This window comes from Acinetobacter sp. ACZLY 512, assembly GCF_023614015.1.
Classification (GTDB): Bacteria; Pseudomonadota; Gammaproteobacteria; order Pseudomonadales; family Moraxellaceae; genus Acinetobacter; species Acinetobacter soli.
The window spans coordinates 1-23,664 of record NZ_JAKIVI010000015.1; the positions used below are offsets into that span (position 1 = coordinate 1).

Annotated in this window: 7 protein-coding genes and 4 pseudogenes; all 11 read right to left on the reverse strand. The window is 40.1% G+C overall.

What is annotated here, in order from left to right:
• Positions 1-110: 110 nt before the first annotated feature.
• Positions 111-2,625, reverse strand: a pseudogene (locus L2096_RS16175) (hemagglutinin repeat-containing protein); the annotation flags it as partial.
• A gap of 21 nt (positions 2,626-2,646) precedes the next feature.
• Positions 2,647-3,021, reverse strand: coding sequence for a hypothetical protein (locus tag L2096_RS14200; RefSeq protein WP_119690834.1), 375 nt, complete (start codon positions 3,019-3,021; stop codon positions 2,647-2,649).
• Positions 3,021-4,958 (reverse strand): annotated as a pseudogene (locus L2096_RS14205) (cysteine peptidase family C39 domain-containing protein); the annotation flags it as partial. The pseudogene L2096_RS14205 and the gene L2096_RS14200, both read right to left, overlap by 1 nt.
• A gap of 366 nt (positions 4,959-5,324) precedes the next feature.
• On the reverse strand, positions 5,325-5,681 hold the full coding sequence (locus L2096_RS14210; protein ID WP_250365697.1) for an Imm8 family immunity protein: 357 nt from the start codon (positions 5,679-5,681) through the stop codon (positions 5,325-5,327).
• Positions 5,678-6,787 (reverse strand): hypothetical protein, encoded by a 1,110-nt coding sequence (locus L2096_RS14215; RefSeq protein ID WP_250365698.1) that lies wholly within the window; start codon positions 6,785-6,787, stop codon positions 5,678-5,680. Before L2096_RS14215 ends, L2096_RS14210 begins: the two co-directional genes overlap by 4 nt.
• A gap of 226 nt (positions 6,788-7,013) precedes the next feature.
• Complete coding sequence (locus tag L2096_RS14220) at positions 7,014-7,556, reverse strand: Imm42 family immunity protein (protein ID WP_250365699.1); 543 nt, start codon at positions 7,554-7,556, stop codon at positions 7,014-7,016.
• 419 nt (positions 7,557-7,975) lie between these two features.
• Positions 7,976-8,359, reverse strand: a pseudogene (locus tag L2096_RS16180) (VENN motif pre-toxin domain-containing protein); the annotation flags it as partial.
• Positions 8,360-8,562: 203 nt separating this feature from the next.
• Positions 8,563-8,961: a ribonuclease toxin immunity protein CdiI gene (gene cdiI / locus L2096_RS14230; protein WP_151839786.1), complete on the reverse strand. Its 399-nt coding sequence runs from the start codon at positions 8,959-8,961 to the stop codon at positions 8,563-8,565.
• A gap of 8 nt (positions 8,962-8,969) precedes the next feature.
• Positions 8,970-11,048: pseudogene (locus L2096_RS14235) on the reverse strand (VENN motif pre-toxin domain-containing protein); the annotation flags it as partial.
• 86 nt (positions 11,049-11,134) lie between these two features.
• The gene (locus L2096_RS14240) at positions 11,135-11,686 is read right to left on the reverse strand and encodes a hypothetical protein (RefSeq protein WP_250365702.1); all 552 of its coding nucleotides are present in this window, start codon (positions 11,684-11,686) and stop codon (positions 11,135-11,137) included.
• Positions 11,686-23,628, reverse strand: a complete 11,943-nt coding sequence (locus L2096_RS14245) for a two-partner secretion domain-containing protein (RefSeq protein WP_250365703.1) — start codon at positions 23,626-23,628, stop codon at positions 11,686-11,688. Before L2096_RS14245 ends, L2096_RS14240 begins: the two co-directional genes overlap by 1 nt.
• Between the last annotated feature and the right edge of the window lie 36 nt (positions 23,629-23,664).

Here is a 23,664-nt window from a genome sequence, read left to right on the forward strand (position 1 = left end):
TGGACATGATTTGGCTGTCAGTAAATTTAGAGGTTTTCATGCAGAATCTCCTGATTCTATCTTAAAAGAAAATTCTACTTTTACATCCTTTTATTTTTAGGGGGGATTACCCCACCAGCCGCCGCAACTGCTGCGCCAAGTACCGTATGCGCTAGAATATGTGCCGCTTCTTGACCACTCGTCAGTTGTCCATTTGGATTATTATTCGCTTGTTCTTTGAAATATTGACCAATCTTATAACTTGCCGCTGGGCTGAGTGTCGCGGTTGCTATTCCTATACCTGAACTTGTCGGAGCGGATAAGCCTGACGCCACTGTATCGATCAGCAGGCCTAAGTTTTTGTAATTTTCCCGTTTGGCTTGATATTGTGCTTCTGTAATCTCACCCTTTTCATATTGTTCTTTGGCTGTATCCGATAAAGTATTAACTTCTTGTTTGGCTGCCTGTCTATTTTCGTCAAACCGCTTCGTCACTGCGATCTGTGTGCCGATCTCTTTTTGTACTTTGTCCTTGTCAAAGTTATTCGCAATTGCTCCACTGTTCTCTTTTGCGGTTTCGGTACTGGTTGTGGTGTATATGTCCGCTTTGGCTTGTGCTGTGGTTTTGCCTGTGAGTGCCTGCTGGGTAATGGTTTCTGTTATGGTGATATTTTGAGTATTAACACCACTCTTGGTCACGCTACTGTCTTTGTCACTGTCTAATCCAAAGCCCACTGATTTGTTGACGCTATTGCTTGGTCGTCCTTCTTTATTTTTTCCACTGCCATCCCATCCGCCTTTCAAATTTACGCCGCCACTTACTCCTAGGCCTTTGGCCTCGTATTCGGTCTGGTTGTGAATATCCGTATAGGTGAGCGTGCCTGTGCTGAGGCTGTTTTTATTCAAGGTTTCCGCAAGTGAGTCTGAGGTGATGATCGCGCCTTTTAAATCGGTATTGTTTTTCACATTGATCTGATAACCGTCATCGCCTGCATATATTCCTGCCTGATCTTGTACCGAAGCATAGTTAGCATTGATATTGGTTTTATTCGCACTTCCTGAAGCAGATACTTCTGTTTCAATACCGACTGTAACTTGACCTTCTATATATTGAAATATTTCCTCGCTTGATTAAAGCTTGGTTATACATCGTGGCACTCACATTCGCCGCTTTTGCAAGATTGCCTCCTGAGCTGGCGATATCTTTTAATTTTGATAACGTCTGACCTGCCTTGTAGCTATCAAATGCACTATTGGCTGCTGCCATGGCATTCACACGATCATTCTTGCTCTGGCCCACTTGCTTGGTCGACTCAACCGCACTTTGTACCGCAGTCACTACGGGTACATTCACCGCAATGGTCAGACCTTTCTGCTGCATCTCATGTTTGTATAGACTATCTTGTTGTTCTTTGGCCGCTTCTACATTGATTTGTTGTGCCTGTACATTTACATCACCTTTTTGCGATGAAACTGTACTGCCTGTTTGTTGATAGGTCTTACCTGCAATAATATTGGTATTGCCATTTAAGCTGCCCACCTGAGCGGCACTATTGGTAAGTTGTTGGCCGGTCTGTAAAGTGGTGTCTTGCTTTTTACCAACACTAAAGCCAATTCCATCACTCGACATCAATCCCGATTTTTTAACACTTTGTGCCGTTTCGTTGAGATATTTATTTTCAGCACCAATAATGCTGACATTTTCTTTGGCTTGGATTTGGGTCAACTCATCTGACACCACCTGACTGCCTTGAATCTTGATGTTGTTGGCATCAAGAATCACCTGTTTGCCATCTATGGTGCTAGCAATAGCCTCATCATTTTGTTTGTGCGTACGTTTTTGTTCTACTTTGCTACTTAATACCCCCTTACTAGAAAATTGAGCTGCTTGTTCAATTTCTGCGACATTTCTACCTTCCGAAATATCAATGTCCTGCTGGCCAGAAAGTATCGTTGAACCCTGCTCACTGGAAACTTGTGAACCTTTCACTGCGATATTTTCAGCATGTAAACGGGTGTCAGCGACACTTTGAATCACTGAACCTACATCTTGCTGCTTTTTACTATAATTATAGTTATTTTGATCTGCATATCCGCGGTTATTAATTTCAGTTGTTATACCACCAATATTCAAATTACCTTGGTTTTCAATACGAGTATGCCCTGTTTGGTTGAGGACTTCGGCCCTTTTAATCGTCGTATCACCACCAACACGAATTGAAATCGAGGTTTTTAGGTTTTCAGTATCACTCGATTTAATCTCTGTTGGTGCTTTGGTATAAACACCTGCAACACGATCAAGACCTGTATAAGTAAAGGCACTTTCTCCGATCTTATTCTCACTGTGCTGTGTTGAACTTTCTATGTTAAAGTTTCGTCCTACATTTAAATCAACAGCTTATTCAGCTTGAATTTGACCACCAACAATATTTAAATCTATGCTTGTATTGAGCCCAACTTGATTCGCTTGAATTCGTCCATTCAGTATTTCGACATTCTCAGCATTTAAAACAACGGCTTGTCGTCCTGCAATGGTACCTGAATTAAATACGTCACCCTGTACATCCAATTGAATTGAATCCGCTGAGATGAGTGTACCCTCTCCTTTTAGATCACCGACTCTTGCTTTGACATAGACTTGAGGTACATACCTAGGTTTCTATAAAAACTACATATTTTTCAACCAATCTGGTTCTTCAACTTCAGCTACATGACTATATTCTCTATTTTCAACTACTGGAAGCCATCCACTTCCTGATTCGAACATACACAAGTTTTCAATAATATATAAATCTTTCTCAAGCTTAGATAAAGTAATTAAGCCATAGTTATAATGAAGATACTCTCCACCAGCACCAGCACCCACTCTTAAAGCAAGCTCTTTATAATCCCAACCTGTTACAATGCCTGTAACTTGAGGATAAGCGACTAAAAAATCAATCTCAAAATTTTTAGCAATCTTACATAAGCACGGTATTTGTGCTGTCTTAAGCATATTTTCTGTATGAAGATCATCTACAAATTTAACTTGAACCTGCAACATTATTTAAAATTCCTTGGAATTATAGCCTCACCAGTAAACGCTTTCTTAAAAGTCTCAACTGGACTAAAATAACTTTTACCATGTGGATCGCGAATTGCAACCACTTTTTGCCCTGACCTTTCGGTGATACCATCCACTACAACAAAATGTGAGAAGTCTTGTGGATTTTTAGAATCAATAATTCTTACAATAACTGGGGTTCCTTTATCGGTATAGCGACTAAGATCATTGATAGTACGTCCATTAAGGAATATAGTTTCAACTTTATTTCTACTCAGCATATCTGCAACATCCTTAGATAAAATACCTTTCTCAGTAGGTCTTACCGAAGCAATTAAAGATTCTACATTTACAGGCTTACCCAATGTATCCAAAACCATTGCACAAGAATTATGCCCACAAGTTGGAGACTGACCCTGATCCAAAACAAGTCTATCTGTATTTCTTGGTATTGCATCCTTAGCAAGTGGATTCTTTGATGATGGTGAAAATACATTCCCACCCAGCATTTGTTCGGCAATCTCTTTACCGTACTGTTTTTCAATTGCTATTAATACATCATCACTGAGACGTGTTACGCCAGATACTGTCTTGGTAAACCCTAAACCTAACATTCCAACTTTAGCATCTTGCCTTTCTTTTGGTGTAATTTCCTTACCAGTTAAAGGATCGAATTTTGCTCCTAAAACAGCTGCAAGTTGGCGAACTGTCATATCATTAATTACAGTGCCAACCTTACCACCAAAAGTCTTTTCAGGAATTGGTGCTATACAGTTTTGAGTTGTCCCACTAATACAACCTAAATCTTTTCCTGCACGTGCATCTTCAACTAATTTAGTTCCTTTCTGTGAGTACTCAGTAGTCTCATTCAAAAGCCCCATTGTTTCTGTCGATATGCCAAGTTGTTTCAGTAACTGAATGGTTTCTTTCATTTCAGGTGAAGCATCACTTGCTAGAATTTGCTCTAAATGATTTTTTACACAAGAGGCATCATTGGTCTGTGCACATGTCTTAAAGTGATCATCTAAAATTTTATCCGCTTTTCTTAACGCTGATATTCCTCGCTCGATACAGCCTCTATCACTTGGACTACATTTTTGAAGTTGTTTATTAACAACCCTAAGCGTCGCTTTAGTTTGATAATTATTCTCCACCGCATTCTGAGCCACCTGCCCATTCAGAACTGTAGAACCAATATCACCCGTCGTTGCCCCAACTGCACTACCCGCCAAACCTACAATAGAACTGATCGTAGATTTCTGCTCTGCTGTAAGGTCTTTGGCTTCTTTTCCATATAAGAAACTCGACAATACTGGTGCCGCTGCCTCTGCTGCTCCTGCTGAAAGTCCCGCAGTCAACGCATCATTTCCACCCGCTGCGGCAACTGCTGCACCAAGTACCGTATGCGCTAGAATATGCGCCGCTTCTTGACCACTCGTCAGTTGTCCATTTGGATTATTATTCGCTTGTTCTTTGAAATATTGACCAATCTTATAACTTGCCGCTGGGCTGAGTGTCGCGGTTGCTATTCCTAGACCTGAACTTGTCGGAGCGGATAAGCCTGAGGCCACTGTATCGATCAGCAGGCCTAAGTTTTTGTAATTTTCCCGTTTGGCTTGATATTGTGCTTCTGTAATCTCACCCTTTTCATATTGTTCTTTGGCTGTATCCGATAAAGTATTAACTTCTTGTTTGGCTGCCTGTCTATTTTCGTCAAACCGCTTCGTCACTGCGATCTGTGTGCCGATCTCTTTTTGTACTTTGTCCTTGTCAAAGTTATTCGCAATCGCTCCGCTGTTCTCCTTCGCATTTTCTGTACTGGTTGTGGTGTATATGTCCGCTTTGGCTTGTGCTATGGTTTTGCCTGTGAGTGCCTGCTGGGCAATGCTTTTTGTTATGGTGATGTTTTGAGTATTGTCTTTGCTCTTCAAATACGAATCTCAGCAATAAAAAAGCCATCAAGTGATGGCTAAATTTATTCTTCACATTACTCATGTAGCATATTTAGAAAAATCATCAAAACTATCTGCTACTTTGACAGCAAGCATTTTAAGATTACCACTTTCATCTTTTACAAATTTATCATGATACATAATTACTACAGCTGAATTATTTGTTTAAAGATCTTGTCTATAATCAAATTATATAATCGCCACTTCCATTAAGACCAAATACAATTACAAACAAAGTGGCTGTAGTTTTACAATCACCAGCGACCACACAAAGCCAACGGAGGAAAACCACCTTTGATGGTTACTTAACCTCTACTTTTAACTTCGATTTTTTATGGGAGGATTACTGCATTAATGATACCCCTCATACTCCCATTCAGCCAACCTGCTAATTTGTATAGCAATATCGTGCCACTTATTACCTTGTATATGATAGATTTTATCTTTAATACCATTCAAAATCATTGAATAATCATATTTACAAACTATTAATAGATTCTTACCCCAAATAATATTTTCATAATCACAACGTGCTTGTATCCATTTAGGCGTACAGATTGTTATATCATAAGAATCAGCACTATCATTATCTTCAGAACCTATCATTAATCTTACAACAATTTCAAAGTTATCCTCTTCTTCTGGAATATAATTTTCTAAGGATTCATCAATTTCTAGAGAATAAATTTCTTTTAAAACTGGTTTCATTTCGTTACATCCAAATGTGCATTACTAATTACTTTATTCTTCCAAATTTCTTTTTTATTAACAATATATTTTATAGGCTGCAATTGTTCAAAATTAGCCTGTACGCCAGTTTCAGCATAAGAACTACTTTTTGAAGAAGGAGGACGATAGGTTCTTAAACCATCAGCACTGACTAATGTTTTTCCATCACTTGCAACTCTGTATCCATCTCCAACCCACGCTTTACCCATGACATTAGCTTGTTCTGCTGTTGCTTTACCTATACCAAAATTGCCTTTGCCTTTAGCAGCATCAGTAAGCATACCGCTAAGAATTTGCCAGTCTTCTCTACTATTAATTACTATAGGTGTATCGACTTTTCTTATCTTAATTGCAGAGAACTCTTTTCCAACTTTACCGAGTAAAACAGCCTCTGCAACAGCTACCGCTCCATTCAAAGCATCTTGGCTTAACTGACTAAGCTCTTGCTTTCTATTAGGATTATAAGAATCAATGACTTTTTTCCCTTCTTGAGACGTATAACCCCCAAAAACTTGGTTTTTTCCTTCTATTGCTGTGCTTACACCACCAACTACACTCACCCCTGCCAATGGTGCTCCGACTGCGCAACCGAGTCCTGTGGTACATAGCCCAGCACCTGCTGCACTACCACCAATTGCTGTAACACCACCAGTGATTACCTTTCCTGCACCTCCTACTCTTGTTACAGCTTCATCATGACTTGTTCGAAAATCATTTGCTATATCCCAGTCCGAATAGGTAAATAGCCCAGTTGCTTTTAAAGCATTTTTCTCTTTTGTGTAGGTTTCGCCTAATGCTTCAAATGCTTTTAAACCTTTATAATTCAAATCACTTTCTGGAACACCTTCTGAACATTTGACTAGTGCGCAAGCCGCTGCCCTTAGTCGGTCCTGCTCTTGTTTGCTTTTCCCTTCTGTTAATTTCTTCAGTACCTTAGCTTCATCAACATGTAACTGTCGATTATTTGAATCCACATTGATGGCTGTTGCTGTACTGCCTGTATTTAAACCTGCTGCAACTCCTGCACTTGCAAGGGTCAAACTGGTTACACCACTTGCAACAGCTTCCGCTGCTTTTTCACTCATACCCGTATGAGTTAAAGCCTGAGCTACACTGTTTTGGAAATCATTTATTTTAGGTGCTTAAGCTGCGACAGTACCTGTAGTATTGAATTATTTATTAACTTGGGTAACTATCAGATCGGGTTTGAGCTGGTACATTTTATGCAAAAAAGCCCTTTCGATATGCAAGTTATTCTTCATAACTCTCTAATTTACTATTCAGTAGAGATAAGAGAATCATATATTCCTTCTAATTAAAAGCTGCATTCTCAATTTCATAAACTATCTTTTCTAATTCATTTTTCTTAATAAAGCACTCATTTATTTTATACTGTTCTAAATCTTTTAGAGAGAAATATGTATTAGCTATTTTATAAGAAATTAACCTTATCTCATCTTTATATCCAATACAAAATAAATCATATCTATCCTCTCCAAACGAACTACTTTCTAAATTGGCACTATATACAAATTCATTATAACCATAATTAATCCAATCCTTATCATTGTATTCACCCTCACTTTCAGCTACAAAATTTAAATAGCGATATAAAAGCATAGATTTAAAACATTCATCCAAATCCATATGGTAATAGTCACTATTATCAACAATATGATTTAAAGCTCCTTCTATAATAGATTGCCTTTGAACATTAAACATTACAGACACTTCAGAAATATAATCATTATCATTTATAAAAAAACCACAAAGACAATCATAATCATTCACTCCTTTTATATAACTAATTGGATTCATGACTAGAGCTAATTTTTCTTTATTACCAAAAATCATTATTTATTTACCTTCTTAGGATTAATACCAAAATGTTGAAATACTTCATTTGGAATCTTATTTACTTTCATTATCTGCTGAGGATTTTGATCTGTCCCTGTTCGTCCTGCCCAATGATAAATATTAGAACCGGTTCCTTCATAAATAAATTTATGAATATTTCCTTTTGAATCAACAGAATAACGCTTATTAGAATCCCCAGAAACAGGAATTGATTTATTAAATAATTCTAGAGAATTTTTTGGCTCAATTCCTGCATTTGGTCGATTTCCTTCCCCGCCCAGGGTATGTTTAGGATTGGATTTATAGATTAAACCATTATTAGCAACTGTCGGTGTTGAAACAGGTAATCTTTTATCAACATTAGCTGATACTTTTCCTTTAATAATTTTACCACCAATACAAATACCCGAAGCAACTGATACTAAATAAGCCGCTTCTTGAACACTCGTCAGTTGTCCATTTGCATTATTATTCGCTTGTTCTTTGAAATATTGTCCTACTTCATAACTGGCTGCTGGGCTGAGTGTCGCGGTTGCTATTCCTAGACCTGAACTTGTCGGAGCGGATAAGCCTGAGGCCACTGTATCGATCAGCAGGCCTAAGTTTTTGTAATTTTCCCGTTTGGCTTGATATTGTGCTTCTGTAAGCTCACCCTTTTCATATTGTTCTTTGGCTGTATCCGATAAAGTATTAACTTCTTGTTTGGCTGCCTGTCTATTTTCGTCAAACCGCTTCGTCACTGCGATCTGTGTGCCGATCTCTTTTTGTACTTTGTCCTTGTCAAAGTTGTTTTGCAGTGCTCAACTAGTTAGAGCAACAAATTTAAAATATTTGGCTAAAAAAGTTATAATTTCTCAATATGTATAAAATTAACTAGAACTAAGCTCATAATAATTAAAATAGAAGATTCTTTTCTATAAATTAATAAATATTTGTACTCTTCTCATAAGCTAAGCCCCTATCCCAGACTCAGATAGGAGCTTAGCTTAACAACTATATTTATTCAAATATCATAAACTTTTTTAAGGCGCGGTATTAAATGAATAATTTGTTCCTTTTCCTCTAGATTATGCTCAGCATATGCTAATGCTATTAATTCTAAAACCGAAGCAAAAACTTTAAATGGCACTTTACCATCAAGTTCATCATAAAAATAAAATTCCGCTGCATCAATAACATGTCCCTCATCCGTTACATCATTCATAAGGAAATAACTTGATGTTTCTTGGAGGCTATAACCTTCACCTCGTATAGCATCTTTAAGGATGCTAATAAGTGTATACCCTCCAGTAGATGTAACAAAATAGTCCATGAAAAAAGATAATTCAGGCTCTGCTTCTGGATATTTTTTTAATATATCATTTCGATTAGTTCTCAACCACTCAATCATATACTGCATCATAAACTCCCCTATTTAGATTTATATTGTGGTGGTATAGTAGTTTTAAGTGCATCTGAATTAGGAATGGTTGGGAATGCATTTGATATTTTTCCAGTCTTTCCATCTCGAGTTACGCTAAACACATAGCCATTTACATTCACGTTTACCATCCTCTCATTTGCTGGCATTTTTAGAAATGATTCAGCACCTTTTTTTACTGCTTGCATTTGCATACTAACCATTTGCTTATCAGAAATAATATTTGGATCATAAACAGTTTTTTGCTGTACTCGTTTGTAACTTCCATCTGGTTTACCAGCTCTATCAACCCCAGGAGATTGATAATTATAAGTTTTAAGACCTGGATACTTAGGATCTGTTATCGCTTCTCCAATTAATGCTGATCCTGATCTGTCTAGTGCTTTATTAAATGAATCAGCATTATGAGAACCACCAATTGATCCTTGACTATTTCTAGAACCTATTTGTGTATTATGCTCCATAAGAAATTGTTGCATATTAGATGGTATTGTAGCTGAAACTTTTTCATTAATTACATGAGTATCAAAATTAGAAGGTCCCCTTCCAGCTTTACTATTGGCTATATTATCCAATACACGTTGCTTTTCAGCTTCTGTTAAAACATTAAAGCTACTACCTCCATTTTTAACTTTTTCTCCAGAAATTGCCTTCCCGCCATAAAACCCAGCTAATGTACTTACAACTCCATGCAGTGCCATAGCTCTATCATATTCTTTGGCAACTTCTTCTACTGGACGACCTGACGTTTTTGCAATTCTTTCTATAGCCTGTAAACCAAGTACTTGCTCTTGACTCAAACCTTGAACTAGCTGGTCTAAATGTTTAGCATCTTGACTGTAAACATCTCTATTTTTTAAGTTATTTGCAATATCAGCATTATAATCTGCTTGTGTAGACCATGCAGCTTGCAAAGCACTTTGACAAGCAGATGAAGAAACGTTCCCAAGTTGGCATACGTTCTTTATAAACTCATCACGAGCCTTATCTTTTCTATTTATCTCAGCTAATTCTTTTTTTTCATTAGAACTTAATTCTTCATGTTTAGATTTATAAATTAATGCATTCTTTCTGGCAGCTTCTTTAACGGATAAGAAATTATTCTCCACCGCATTCTGCGCAACCTGCCCATTCAGAACTGTAGAACCAATATCACCCGTTGTTGCCCCAACTGCACTACCCGCCAAACCCACAATAGAACTGATCGTAGATTTCTGCTCTGCTGTAAGGTCTTTGGCTTCTTTTCCATACAGGAAACTCGATAATAATGGTGCCGCTGCCTCTGCTCCTCCTGCTGAAAGTCCCGCAGTTAACGCATCATTTCCACCAGCCGCGGCAACTGCTGCACCAAGTACCGTATGCGCTAAAATATGTGCCGCTTCTTGACCACTCGTCAGTTGCCCATTTGCATTTTTACTCGCTTGTGCTTTGAAATATTGACCAATCTTATAACTTTCCGCTGGGCTGAGTGTCGCGGTTGCTATTCCTAGACCTGAACTTGTCGGAGCGGATAAGCCTGAAGCCACTGTATCGATCAGCAGGCCTAAGTTTTTGTAATTTTCGCGTTTGGCTTGATATTGTGCTTCTGTAATCTCACCCTTTTCATATTGTTCTTTGGCTGCATCCGATAAAGTATTAACTTCTTGTTTGGCTGCCTGTCTATTTTCGTCAAACCGCTTCGTCACTGCGATCTGTGTGCCGATCTCTCTTTGTACTTTGTCCTTGTCAAAGTTATTCGCAATCGCTCCGCTGTTCTCCTTCGCATTTTCTGTACTGGTTGTGGTGTAGATATCTGCTTTGACTTGTTCTACTGTTTTGCCTGTGAGTGCCTGCTGGGCAATGCTTTCTGTTATGGTGATGTTTTGAGTATTCACACCACTCTTGGTCACGCTGCTGTCTTTGTCGCTATCTAGCCCAAAGCCAACTGATTTGTTGACGCTATTGCTTGGTCGCCCTTCTTTATTTTTTCCACTGCCATCCCATCCACCTTTCACATTTACGCCGCCACTTACTCCTAGGCCTTTGGCATCGTACTCGGTCTGGTTGTGAATATCCGTAGAGGTGAGCGTGGCATATCGTCTACATAAACTTCTGTCTGATCTTGTATCGAGACGTGGGGCTTATACATTAAAGTCTTTATAATTCCTCTTTTAATTTACGAGAAATCTAATTTTTTTGGTATTTCCATTAGTTCTTTAATAGAACCATCAAACTCACTTTCCAAGGTTACTTTTATCCTATATTTTTTTAAATAAAAATTAATTATTTTAAAAAAATCATCATAATTAGAATCCTTTGGCACATGAAAACCCCAATAATTTTTAGTTTTATTCTTATCACTAACAAATACAATACTATACCCATTATCACTCCCAACTTTTCCTATTAAAATTCTAACCTTACACACATCCGTCCATTTTAATTTTTTTCTTATAAAGAATATAGATCTATATAAAATCCCTTTTTGATTTATATAAACAGGAAATAATGAAGCCAAACCATTACTTATTACTAAAAAGTTAGTGAAAAATAATATTGAAAGGATTAAAACCTGAAAAAAACCACCCACCCCATCTTTAAATAAAGATTGTATAAAGAAAACCCAAAAAATAACTAAAGGAATTGATGCCATTAAATATCCATACCTCTTACCATCTTTGTAAACATATACTGGCTCATCATAAAAATTATTATCTTGAGTATTCATTACTTTTTATCTCCTTCTTTAGTTTTTTGATTCATTTTTATTTGCTCCTTAGATTTCATATTTATAGGTTTCGGCGTTGTGTCAATTAAAGCTGTTCCAACTCCAATTAGAGCAGAGTTAATCCCCACAACACTTTCTATTGTTTTACTAACTTTACCAGCTCCTACAATTGCTGCTTCACCACTAACTGTAGGTACTATTGCACCGACTACTGCACCTTGCAAAATGCCTTTATCCCATTGAACTTTCTGATTCTTATTTTCAGCATTAAGATTCGTAGTTAAATTAGAAGCAACTGTACCTGTAGCTCCACCCAATCCATTCATACCAATATTGGTTGTACTCTTAGCTATCGCAATAGCTAATGGATCATAACCTGCATTACTTAATACATTACCTACACTCCCCACTGTTTTTGAATTTAAATAACCGAAACTGGCTCCTACAGCAGCACCCGATATCACATTTTGTATATCTCCACCAGAAATATATCCTGCGGCTCCACCACCTATTGCTCCAATAATTTCACCAGAATATCTTCCTAAATTTGAAATACCACCCCCACCTGCTAATTGTAATCCTGTTAAGAATGTCGGTGACAGCTCATAGATAAATCCATTGCCATTTTTATAATCGGCAGGGACTATAGAAGATTGTGGTAAATTTTTCAATAAACCTAAATCTTGATTTCGTTCAGCATTCAAAGCTGCTTGATATTGAGCTGGACTATCTTTAAATGCATATGAAGCAATTGTTGCTTGCAACTCTTTTTTCTGTTTCTGGCATGCAGATGATTGTGGATTTTTACGACAAGTTTCTAGAATTTTTGCATCCGTGATTTGATCTTTAGACTCAAGTAGTTTTAATGTTAACTCTACCTGTCTAATTTCTTCAGGACTACATTTATTAGTCCTATTACAACTAGCAAGCTTTGTCTTTGCTTGCTCTTTACTTAAAGCTTCTTTATATGTTAAGAAATTATTCTCCACCGCATTCTGCGCCACCTGCCCACTTTGTACTGTAGTTGCGACATCACCCGTTGTAGCACCCAATGCTGTGCCTGCCAAACCGACAATAGAACTGATCGTAGATTTCTGCTCTGCTGTAAGGTCTTTGGCTTCTTTTCCATATAAGAAACTCGACAATACTGGTGCCGCTGCCTCTGCTGCTCCTGCTGAAAGTCCCGCAGTCAACGCATCATTTCCACCCGCTGCGGCAACTGCTGCACCAAGTACCGTATGCGCTAGAATATGTGCCGCTTCTTGACCACTCGTCAGTTGTCCATTTGGATTATTATTCGCTTGTTCTTTGAAATATTGACCAATCTTATAACTTGCCGCTGGGCTGAGTGTCGCGGTTGCTATTCCTAGACCTGAACTTGTCGGAGCGGATAAGCCTGACGCCACTGTATCGATCAGCAGGCCTAAGTTTTTGTAATTTTCCCGTTTGGCTTGATATTGTGCTTCTGTAATCTCACCCTTTTCATATTGTTCTTTGGCTGCATCCGATAAAGTATTAACTTCTTGTTTGGCTGCCTGTCTATTTTCGTCAAACCGCTTCGTCACTGCGATCTGTGTGCCGATCTCTCTTTGTACTTTGTCCTTGTCAAAGTTATTCGCAATTGCTCCGCTGTTCTCCTTCGCATTTTCTGTATTGGTTGTGGTATATATGTCCGCTTTGGCTTGTGCTGTGGTTTTGCCTGTGAGTGCCTGCTGGGCAATGCTTTCTGTTATCGTGATGTTTTGAGTATTCACACCACTCTTGGTCACGCTGCTGTCTTTGTCGCTATCTAGCCCAAAGCCAACTGATTTGTTGACGCTATTGCTTGGTCGCCCTTCTTTATTTTTTCCACTGCCATCCCATCCACCTTTCACATTTACGCCGCCACTTACTCCTAGGCCTTTGGCATCGTATTCGGTCTGGTTATGAATATCTGTATAGGTGAGCGTGCCTGTGCTGAGGCTGTTTTTCTTCAAAGTTTCCGCAAGTGGGTTTGAGGTGATGATTACGCCCTTTAAATCGGTATTGTTTTTCACATTGATCTGATAGCCGTCATCGCCTGCATATATCCCTGCCTGATCTTGTACCGAAGCATAGTTTGCGTTGATATTGGTTTTATTCGCACTTCCTGAGGCCGATGCGCCTCCAAAGCCGACCGTAACTTGGCCTTCTATGTTTTGTTGTGTGCTGTTGTAGTTGGCTGTGTTTTGTAAACTTTCGATGTTCAGTTCTTTAGCATCGACTTTTACGCCTTTGCCTTGCACCTGTCCACCAATGATGTTTGTGGTATTACCACTTTGAATAGTGGTCTGGCTGTCTTTGCTTCCTATTTGGCTGGTGAGATAGCTGGTTTCACTGCCACTACTTTTACCCTTGCCAACATTACCTCCTGCCGTCACGCCAGCCGCACCTCCTTGTGGCCCGTAACTTGCTGCGACGCCCACATTCCAGCCTTTACTCTGGTTTTTACTTTCTTCTTTGCGGGTTTGTTGTGCTGCTTGAATATTGACGTTGTTTTGCGCTACGAGCTGTGTGCCCTTTTGCCCGATAACGTCTGAGCCAATAATGTTAATATTGGATTGATCCCCTGCGCCTGTCGCGTTCAGGTTCACTTTACCGCCTCCATAGATCTGGCTGGCGCTGGCGTTGGTACTCTGAACTTGGGTTTGATCGGTATTCTTTTGTTCTCCGTAGGTAATCGTGGCACTCACATTCGCCGCTTTTGCAAGATTGCCTTCTGAGCTGGCGATATCTTTTAATTTTGATAACGTCTGACCTGCCTTGTAGCTATCAAAAGCACTATTGGCTGCTGCCATGGCATTCACACGATCATTCTTGCTCTGACCCACTTGCTTGGTCGACTCAACCGCACTTTGTACCGCAGTCACTACGGGTACATTCACCGCAATGGTCAGACCTTTCTGCTGCATCTCATGTTTGTATAGGCTGTCTTGTTGTTCTTTGGCCGCTTCTACATTAATTTGCTGTGCCTGTAAATTTACATCACCTTTTTGCGATGAAACTGTACTGCCTGTTTGTTGATAGGTCTTACCTGCAATAATATTGGTATTGCCATTTAAGCTGCCCACCTGAGAGGCACTATTGGTAAGTTGTTGGCCGGTCTGTAAAGTGGTGTCTTGCTTTTTACCTAAACTAAAACCAATACCGCCTGTAGACATAAAACCTGATTTTTTAACAACGCTATTGGTTTCACTGTTGTACTGGTTTTGTGCACCTTCAATCGTCACATTTTCTTTGGCTTGTATCTGGGTCAACTCATCAGACACTATATTACTGCCACGGACATTGATATTTCCTGCATCCAATAGCACTTTTTTGCCTTCAACAATACTGCCCACCGCAATATCTGAACTACGATGGCTAAAGTCGCTGGTCGTAGAGCTGCTCAATTTACCTTTCTTGGTAAAGCTTGACTGATCTTGTTGATCAAGTTTGTTTCGACCCTCTTCAATCTGGAGTTGCTCTTTAGCTTGTAACGCGGTTAGGCCTTCTGAACTACTGATTTGTGAACCATGAATCTGGATATTATTGCCTTGTAAGCTTAAATCGCCTTGGCTCTTAATTTGGCTGCCGACCTCAACTTGTCGTGTATCTAAATGATAAGCTTTTGAGCTACCCACCACATTGTTGGTCACTTGTGTATTCAGGCTACCGACTTTAAGGTCACCGCCTGTACGAATAATCGTTTGTCCACCGCTATTATTTTGGATATTTGCCGCCAATATACGAGTGTCACCCCCAACGTTCATCACTAAGCTTGGCTGATCATTCAACGCTTGCTGTTGTGCTGAACCGACGTAAAGACCCGCAATTCGATCTATTCCTGTCCAGCTATAGTTGCTCTGGCCTAATGCATTTTGGCTGCTCTGTGTGGTGGACTGAATATTCAGGTTACCTTTTACCTGTAAATTCATGGCTTGATCGGCCTGAATCATACCACCAATATTATTTAAATCTTTTTCTGTACTTAGGCTAACTACGCCACCACGGATGTTTCCAGCAAGGTTGTTTAAATTCTGGCTATTAATTTGAATAACTTGTCGTCCTGCAATGGTTCCTGAATTGGTCAAATCTTTACTTAAATTAAGCTGAATACTATCGGCACTAATTAAAGTGCCATCGCCTTTTAAATCACCCACACGCGCTTTAACATACACCTGTGGCACTAAAGCTTTGGTTTTTGTACCATCTGGTAGGGTAGTTTCTTTTTCGACCAACCACACAATATCGCTGCTTAACTGCGCCATTTGTTCTGGCGTGAGTGCAATACCGGGGCGTAAGTTGTACTGTTTTGCATAACTCAGCCCATTGTTCATGAGCGCTTTATACTGTTCCTCATCGGAAGCATATCCTTGTAAGAAACGGTAGCCGGTGAGTTGAGCAACTTGGTCCTGTACCATACGTTGTTCATAGTAACCATCACCTAATCTTTTTTGTTGAAGTGCTGGATCAAGCCCTAATGCATTCAACATATAATCTGAAGATAGCCAGTTGCGATAGTTACTAAACGCTGGATCTGTTTCCACAAGGTACTGAGCACGGCTGTCTGGATTTTTACTATATAACGCATTATTTGGAACTTTAACGTTGGCATTGTTGGTACGAATTTCAAAACCACTACCATCAATCTGTGCTGTTTGCCCCTCAACAGATGTCGCTTTTGTCTCATTATTTTGAATTTGATCGACTGCGCTACTACTCAAGGCTTTATAATCGGTCGTGTTTGCCCCAACTACGCCTTTAAGCTGTGCCTGACCTATTTGAACGTCATTTGATTGAATACGATCAGATTGAGCTGTCGTTTGTTGAACTGCTGCGGTTTGATTCGTTTGTGTAGTTTGCTGATCAATCACATTGGCATTATGGTTTTGGCTCAGCGCCTGTTCAGTCAAATTATCTTTGTTGACTTGCTGGGTTTGATCTTGCACTTTAACAGGCGTCGCACTGGTCGGATTTTCATAGATAAATAAATCTACCCCTTTGGTCACATCTGCTGGGTTATAAGCCTGTTCACCAGAAGCCCAGACACGATCGTGCCCCTTACCGTCATAACTGCCCGAACTCGGCGTTACAGTTCCTTCTTCATGCGTAATTTTGGTGCCTTTGGCATCGACATTGTGAATTGCTTTGGCATCTCCAATCAGCTTTTGACCTACCATAATTTGGCTTTTGTCATTATTGATTGTGCCTGTGAAACTTAAATTGCCTCCAGCACTGATCACAGCAGGCGCTGACTCATCAGCTACCGTCGTCGTGGTCGTTTGAGTACTTTTCACATGTTCATAGTGGTCAGTACTGTAAAGTTGTCCGTTGTAAACCACATAACCTTTAAACATATTGCCAGCCGAACTGTCTCCACTGTTACTGACAATAAAGAAGCGGCCTTCTGGACGGCTTAAATAATCCTCCATCGTGGCATTATAGTATTGTGTCACGGTTGGATCTGTAGCCTGTAACTTGCTAAACAGATCTGGATTCTGGCTATAAATTTCCTGCGTAATTAAGAACTGATAACCAGGGTTGTACCTTCCGGCACGCGAATCTGAAATATACATATTCCAGTAATCAAGTTGCGCTGTAGTCTGCTGTTGTTTGGTTGTAAAAAAGACATTCTGGTTATTCACCGTATCAACATTCAAGTCGATATTGCCATTGGCATTAATTACAGCACTTCGGTTATTGACTTGCTGCGCAGTTCCTTGCGCATGCCACTGAGAGTCAAGCGAACCTCCTATACGCAAGTCTCCCATGGCAATAATTTGCGACCCACTTTGATGATTAAGGTTATTTTCCAGATTGTTTAAAACCTGTACCCCCAGATCCAGATCACCTCTTGAGGCAATGACTGGCGCTAAACCATTGAGGCTTTGGTTATTTAAAGTATTCGCCTGAATTGCAATATGGTCACCATAAATACGTCCGGCAATATTATTGAGTTGGCCTGCCTGAACATATGTATTTGCACCATTAATGAGTCCATAGTTATTGAGTACGCCTACAGCTTTAAGTTGAGTTTGCTGGCTTTCCAAACTGCCATCTACAGCGTTTTCAATTGTATTTGCTGAAATAGATAATTGTCCGTTACTTTTGATCGCGCCATGGTTGCTCACTTTACCTTTAGAGCGCAGGTTTAAATTTCCCTGTGCCTGCAACTGACCTTGAGCATCTTGTACATAATCATCATTGAGCTGAAGATTGAGCTGTCCCTGACTTAAGACCTTACCGTCGCCTGTTAAACCTTTGGCTAGAATATTTAAACCTGCAGTTGATGAGCCTTCTTCACCTGCAATAATCATCCCTTGCTGATTGTTTACAATCAGACGGTTATTGTCTTGCTGACCTTGTATTGTTAATTGATCAAGACTACTAATTAAGCCTTTGGTATTATTTAAATTATCCGAAATATTTAAATTCAGTTGCTGCTCAGCAGAGATGCGCCCAGCACTATTATTTAAACTACTTGCAGCTATTTCTACTTGTCCTGCCTGAATACCGTAACTCTGGTCATTGTCTGAATTATCAATATTTTGACTCGCAATTTTGACTTGCTTTGCTGCACTAATCAGGCCCTGCTGACTATTATCGAGTTGGCTTCCACCCATCAGGCCTGTATTGAGGCTAATGTTTTGATTCGCACTGATTTTGCCTTTCTGATTATTAATCGTACCTGCTTGTCCAACACTATCGATCAGTAAGTTTTGTCCACTGGCGAATAAGCCCGCATTACTGTTATTCACCTGAGGCGCTTGAATGGTTAATCCATTACCAGCAATAACCTGACCTTGTTCATTATTTAATTCTGAAGTTTGTAATAAGACTTGCCCTAAAGATTGAATACCTTGAGCCAACGCTGTCTGGGTGGAATTTGAATTAGTTTTACGGTTATCAATGAGTTGCACGGCGTTTATACCAAGATCACCCTGTGCAGTGATGAGACCTTGCTGATTGTTCAGACTATCGGTACTAATCTGTAAGGTATTCCCGCTGTTCATCTGCCCATTTTGGTTATTCAGGCTCTGCTGGTGAGTATCAATCTGAATGTTGCTTTGGTCACCTTTAGTACTACTAATCAAGCCTTGCTGGCTATTATCAAGCCCCTGTACATCGAGTTTAATCGCTTGATTCGCCTGAATCTTACCACTTTGATTATTCAGTGCTTGCTGAGTCGTCTGGATCGTTATGCCCGCATCGACCGACCCAATTTGACCCGCTTGGTTATTTAAGGCGGCACTTTGAATCATTAATTGTTGTTGTGCTGCGATTAATCCCGCTTGGTTACTTAAGGTGTTTTGGCTATTTAGCTGAGCATTTTTTGCAGCAAGAATTTGTCCCTGACTATTCAAAATGTTTTGTGCATTTAGATTGAGATCACCACTCGAATGAATATTTCCAGACTGGTTATCGAGTTGTGAGGCTGTATTGAGATTAAGACCTGCTGTACCTGCGGTGACAATACTGCCCGCATTGTTTTTTAACGCACCAGCCTGAATTTCAAGATTATGATTGGTCTGAATCTTGCCATGACTATTATTTAGAAGATTTTTAACAATGAATTGGTTAACAATATTGTCTGGTGTTCCAGCCTCAACAATTTGACCCGCTTGGTTGCTGAGCTGCTGTGTATTGATGTTAAAGCCATTGAAGCTAAGTAGCATTCCAGCGTCATTGTTTAACTCGGAACTATTGGTTTGCAAACGACCAGCAGTTTTGATATTGCCCTGATTATTATTGAGCGTATTGGCAATTGCGAGTATTAGTTGGCTGTCTGCTGTGCCAGACTGGATCAGACCATCCTGGTTATTTAAATGATTGGCATTGATCTGTAGTTTTTGGCCTAGACTGTCAATTTGCCCGTTTTGATTATTTAAATCACCTGTCAACGAAATTTGAGTATCATCTAAACCTGTTTGCTGGATATGTCCTGACTGGTTATTTAAGTCTTTAGCATTAATTTGAACTTTAGTTGCCTTTAAGTTGGCGTGTTGGGTATCTAGCGTATCTGGAGTGGTTAAATTAAGTTGCTCTGCGGCCTGAATCGAACTGTGTTGAGCGCTCAACTGACCAGATTTACTGCTAAGCGAAATATTTTTTGCTTGAACAAGGCTTTGATTTAACACATGGCTCGCGGCCTGACTCTTCAAATCACCGCCCGCGATGAGTTGCCCCTGCGCATTTATAGCACCTGTAGCATCAATGCCAAGATTACCCTGATTTGCTAATGCGCCCTTTGATGTTAAACCGGCAATCATGCTCCCTGCAGAAGTCTGGGTCAGTGTAGCCGTCTGTATATTTAAGTTATCTTGAGCAGCGATCTGTCCAGTATTGTTAAGATTTTGAGCAACTTTGAGTTGTTGATTTTGGCCGGCGTAAATCAGACCACTATTGTCTAATTGCCCAGTCTGCACATCTATATTTTGTACTGCCTGAATAATACCAGCCGACTTAGCTTGCTCAACACGACCATTATTGAGTTCATTATTAATATTGAGTGATACATCACCCGTTTTAGCCGCAATGACTCCTGAACGATTATCTAAGTTTGATGCAGAGAGCTTAATCTCCTTCGCTTGTATCTGCCCTGACTGGTTATTAATTAACTGATCTGTTTTAAGCTCAAGCGCATTCGAACTAACGATACTACCCTGTTGGTTGCTTAATCCCTTTCCAGCTTTTAGTGTAAGCTGGCCTTCACTCACAATATTACCCACATCATTTTGAATATCATTTTGGCTGACAATATTGAGCTGAACAGGTTGTGAAGATGAATCATTTTGAGTGACCAGAGTGGTTCCGTTTTGGTTATTCAGCGAACCTGCTTGAATGTCTAAGTTGTGATGACTTTGTAATACACTGCCTTGATGTTGATAGTCACTATTTACACGAATTGAACTTTGGCCATTTGCAGCACTCAACAGCATTTCACCATTACGGTCAGTCAATTGGTTGGCTTGAATATTGGCTTGAGTAGCAGACACTTTTGATTGATCTAATCGTGCTTGATTGGTCGTAAGTTTAAGTGCGCCGTTCGTTCTCAATTCAGCCTTTTGCGCCTGAATATTTTGTATATCCATAGTTAAGCCGGCTTGGCCAGAATGCAAAATCACACCAGAGTCACTATTGAGTCCCTGTGCTTGAATATTGAACTGATTTGCATTGGTGAGAATACGGCCTTTCTGGTTATTAATAATTCCCTGAACAGTTAAATTCAGGTCATCTGTTGCGGTGTGCTGAATCAAACCTTGTTGGTTATTAATGTCTTTCCCAATGTTCAGATGCAGTTTTTTCGCAAGAATCTGACCGCTTTGGTTAATTAAACTTTGCTCGTTTTGTACTGCAATGAATTGAATAGCATCAGCCTGCAATACACCCGACTGGTTATTTATATCTCCATCACGCGCTGTAATCGTAATATTTTGAGCTGCTGCCGAGCCTTGCGATATATCTACATTTGCTCCATCTAAATCAATATTACGGCTTGCCAGTAATTTGCCGTGATGCTCAAGTGACTGTTCTGTTTTAATCTTTAAATCGGCTTGAGCATTTGGATCTTGCTCACCTTGAGCATTGATACCGACCGCGACCACACTTTTTTCGTCACCAACAAGACGCTGACTCGCTAAATCAATATTTCCATAGGCAGAAAGAATACCTCCTTGCTGCGTCATAACACCTGTATTGTTAATTTTTAACTGTTGATCAGCACGAATATAGCCCTGATTGGCAAGTTGCTGGCTGTCAATTTGCAGATTTTCATGACTCGATAACGTACCATTGACTGCATTATTTAAAGACCCGGTTTGAATTTTTAAAATTTGATCAGCATAAATCGTTCCAGCGCCGTTATTTAAAGCCTGATCTTGGTTTTGAATCGTAATATTTTTTGCAGAAATTTCACCTTGGTCGTTATCTAAACCTACAAGTGAACTATCCAAGTTATTGTTAGTGACTATTTTTCCTTTCTGGTTATTTAAATGACCTGAAAGACTCAATTTTAATAATTGTCCAGCCTCCAGATCACCCCCACTGTTATTTAGGCCCAACCCCTGTAAATAAAGTTCAGACGAACTTGCGATTTGCCCTGCTTGATTGAGAATATTTCCACTTGAGATCAGACGAATATTATTCAAGGCATTGATTTTACCGCCCTGATTATCAACCGACTGGCTATTTACATCTAAAGATGTGAGTGATTGTAGTAATCCTTGCTGATTACTAAAACTACTGGTCTGAATCTCTGCCTGCTTAACGGTCAATTGCCCCTGATCATTATTAAAGCGCTCGCCCTGAATTTTCACATGACCCAAATTGAGCTGACCGGCTTGGTTATCTAACCCATTTTGGCTCTCGACATCTACACCGCCATTGGCAATGATGGTTCCTTGATCATTATTCAGTTGGTCTTTAACATGAATATAACCTTGGCCATACGTTTTTGGCGTGGTGTCTATTGGGGTAGCAACTTCCAAACTTCCCCCATCTTGTGCAGGATTTGATGGAGCGGTCTCTGATCCTGTTCCACCTGTCGACCCGCCAGTACCACCACCTGTGGTACTTTTGGCAATTCCAATTTTACCGCCAAGGTTGGTCATTGAACCTGACTTCAAATCCAGCGCTTGCGTACCTGTTTGTTCGATAGATCCACTATTTTTTAAACTGGTCGCATCTATCACAACGCGAGCAGCGTTCAATGTGCCGCTATTATTTAAACGATTTTGTTGATTCAGATGCAACTCATCGGCACTACTGATTAAACCTGTGTTGTCTAGATTTTGACTCTCAATAGAAATTTGTGATGTGGCACTACTCACGTTACCCGTATTTTGAACATTTTGAGCTTTCAGCTGTACCTGATCTTTATTCGCAATCACATTGCCTGTGTTGACCAAATCCCCGTTGGCATTGAGGCTCAGCATACCTTGAGTGCTATTGATCGTGCCGGCGTTACGTACACCCAAGCCTTGCTCGGTTCCCACCAGAAAGATTTTCCCAGCATACATTCCGCCCAATTGGCCTACATCTAAAGCAAAGTTGGATATCGGTGCACTTGTCGCATCCGTCGTTGCAGTAATTTGAGGCGCTACTTGGTCTTTGACTTGAATATCATTTTGACCTAACACCGTGTTCAGCTCATTGGCATATAGGCCTGCATTGACTTTTAAAGCACGTGTATAGATATCGGTAAACGGGGTTAGACTTCCATTTAAACCTTTACCGTCAATCGTCACTTGCCCCTCGCGAACACGGAACGATTCCAGATAACCCTGATTCATCACCGCCTGCCCTGTGGTCAGGGTAAAACGATCTGCATTAATCACACCACAGCCATCACAGACCAAACCAGACGGATTGGCAATGACCACTTGCGCCTGTTTTCCGGCAACTTCGATATAGCCTTTGAGTTGACTCGGATTACTCGAGTTGACTTCATTTAAAATGACTTTGGCTTCACCTTTTGCAAGCCAAGGATTGCCCTGTACCCAGCCACCGATTTGAGTTTGGGTGTTATTTCGTGAGTTATTTAAAATGGCGCCTTCTTGTCCCACATCAAACTGAGTATAAGTATTGCGTGACACACCACCAGCACTCGGCGTCTGGATATTCACCTGCGTGGTACCATTAGCACTGTTTAAGATGGTGGCTTGCTGCGACGTCGGTGCGCCTTTATCGGCAATAATTTGCGTATCTGCCACCGTACTCATGGGTAGGCTGATCACCAAAGCCCCCAAACACCCGATCACGGCAAAGTTAAGCGGATTGAGTTTTTTATAATGAATCGGCGAAACCGTGACTGCCACCGTATCTGCCGACGTTGAGGCGGAAGTTTGCCCAGCCTGTTTGGTTTGACTTTTGACAATTTCGGCCACGGCAATAAATAGACCACGGGCCTGACTAAAAATAACGCGGTAGCAATTCTTATTCATTTGTTTTACTCAATCTTCATTTCTATAAAAACACAT

Coding starts and splice junctions, on each gene's coding strand:
- L2096_RS14220 (WP_250365699.1), bottom strand. CDS start 7,556: ATGATTTTTGGTAATAAAGAAAAATTAGCTCTAGTCATGAATCCAATT.
- L2096_RS14210 (WP_250365697.1), bottom strand. CDS start 5,681: ATGAAACCAGTTTTAAAAGAAATTTATTCTCTAGAAATTGATGAATCC.
- L2096_RS14215 (WP_250365698.1), bottom strand. CDS start 6,787: ATGAGTGAAAAAGCAGCGGAAGCTGTTGCAAGTGGTGTAACCAGTTTG.
- L2096_RS14245 (WP_250365703.1), bottom strand. CDS start 23,628: ATGAATAAGAATTGCTACCGCGTTATTTTTAGTCAGGCCCGTGGTCTA.
- cdiI (WP_151839786.1), bottom strand. CDS start 8,961: ATGATGCAGTATATGATTGAGTGGTTGAGAACTAATCGAAATGATATA.
- L2096_RS14200 (WP_119690834.1), bottom strand. CDS start 3,021: ATGTTGCAGGTTCAAGTTAAATTTGTAGATGATCTTCATACAGAAAAT.
- L2096_RS14240 (WP_250365702.1), bottom strand. CDS start 11,686: ATGAATACTCAAGATAATAATTTTTATGATGAGCCAGTATATGTTTAC.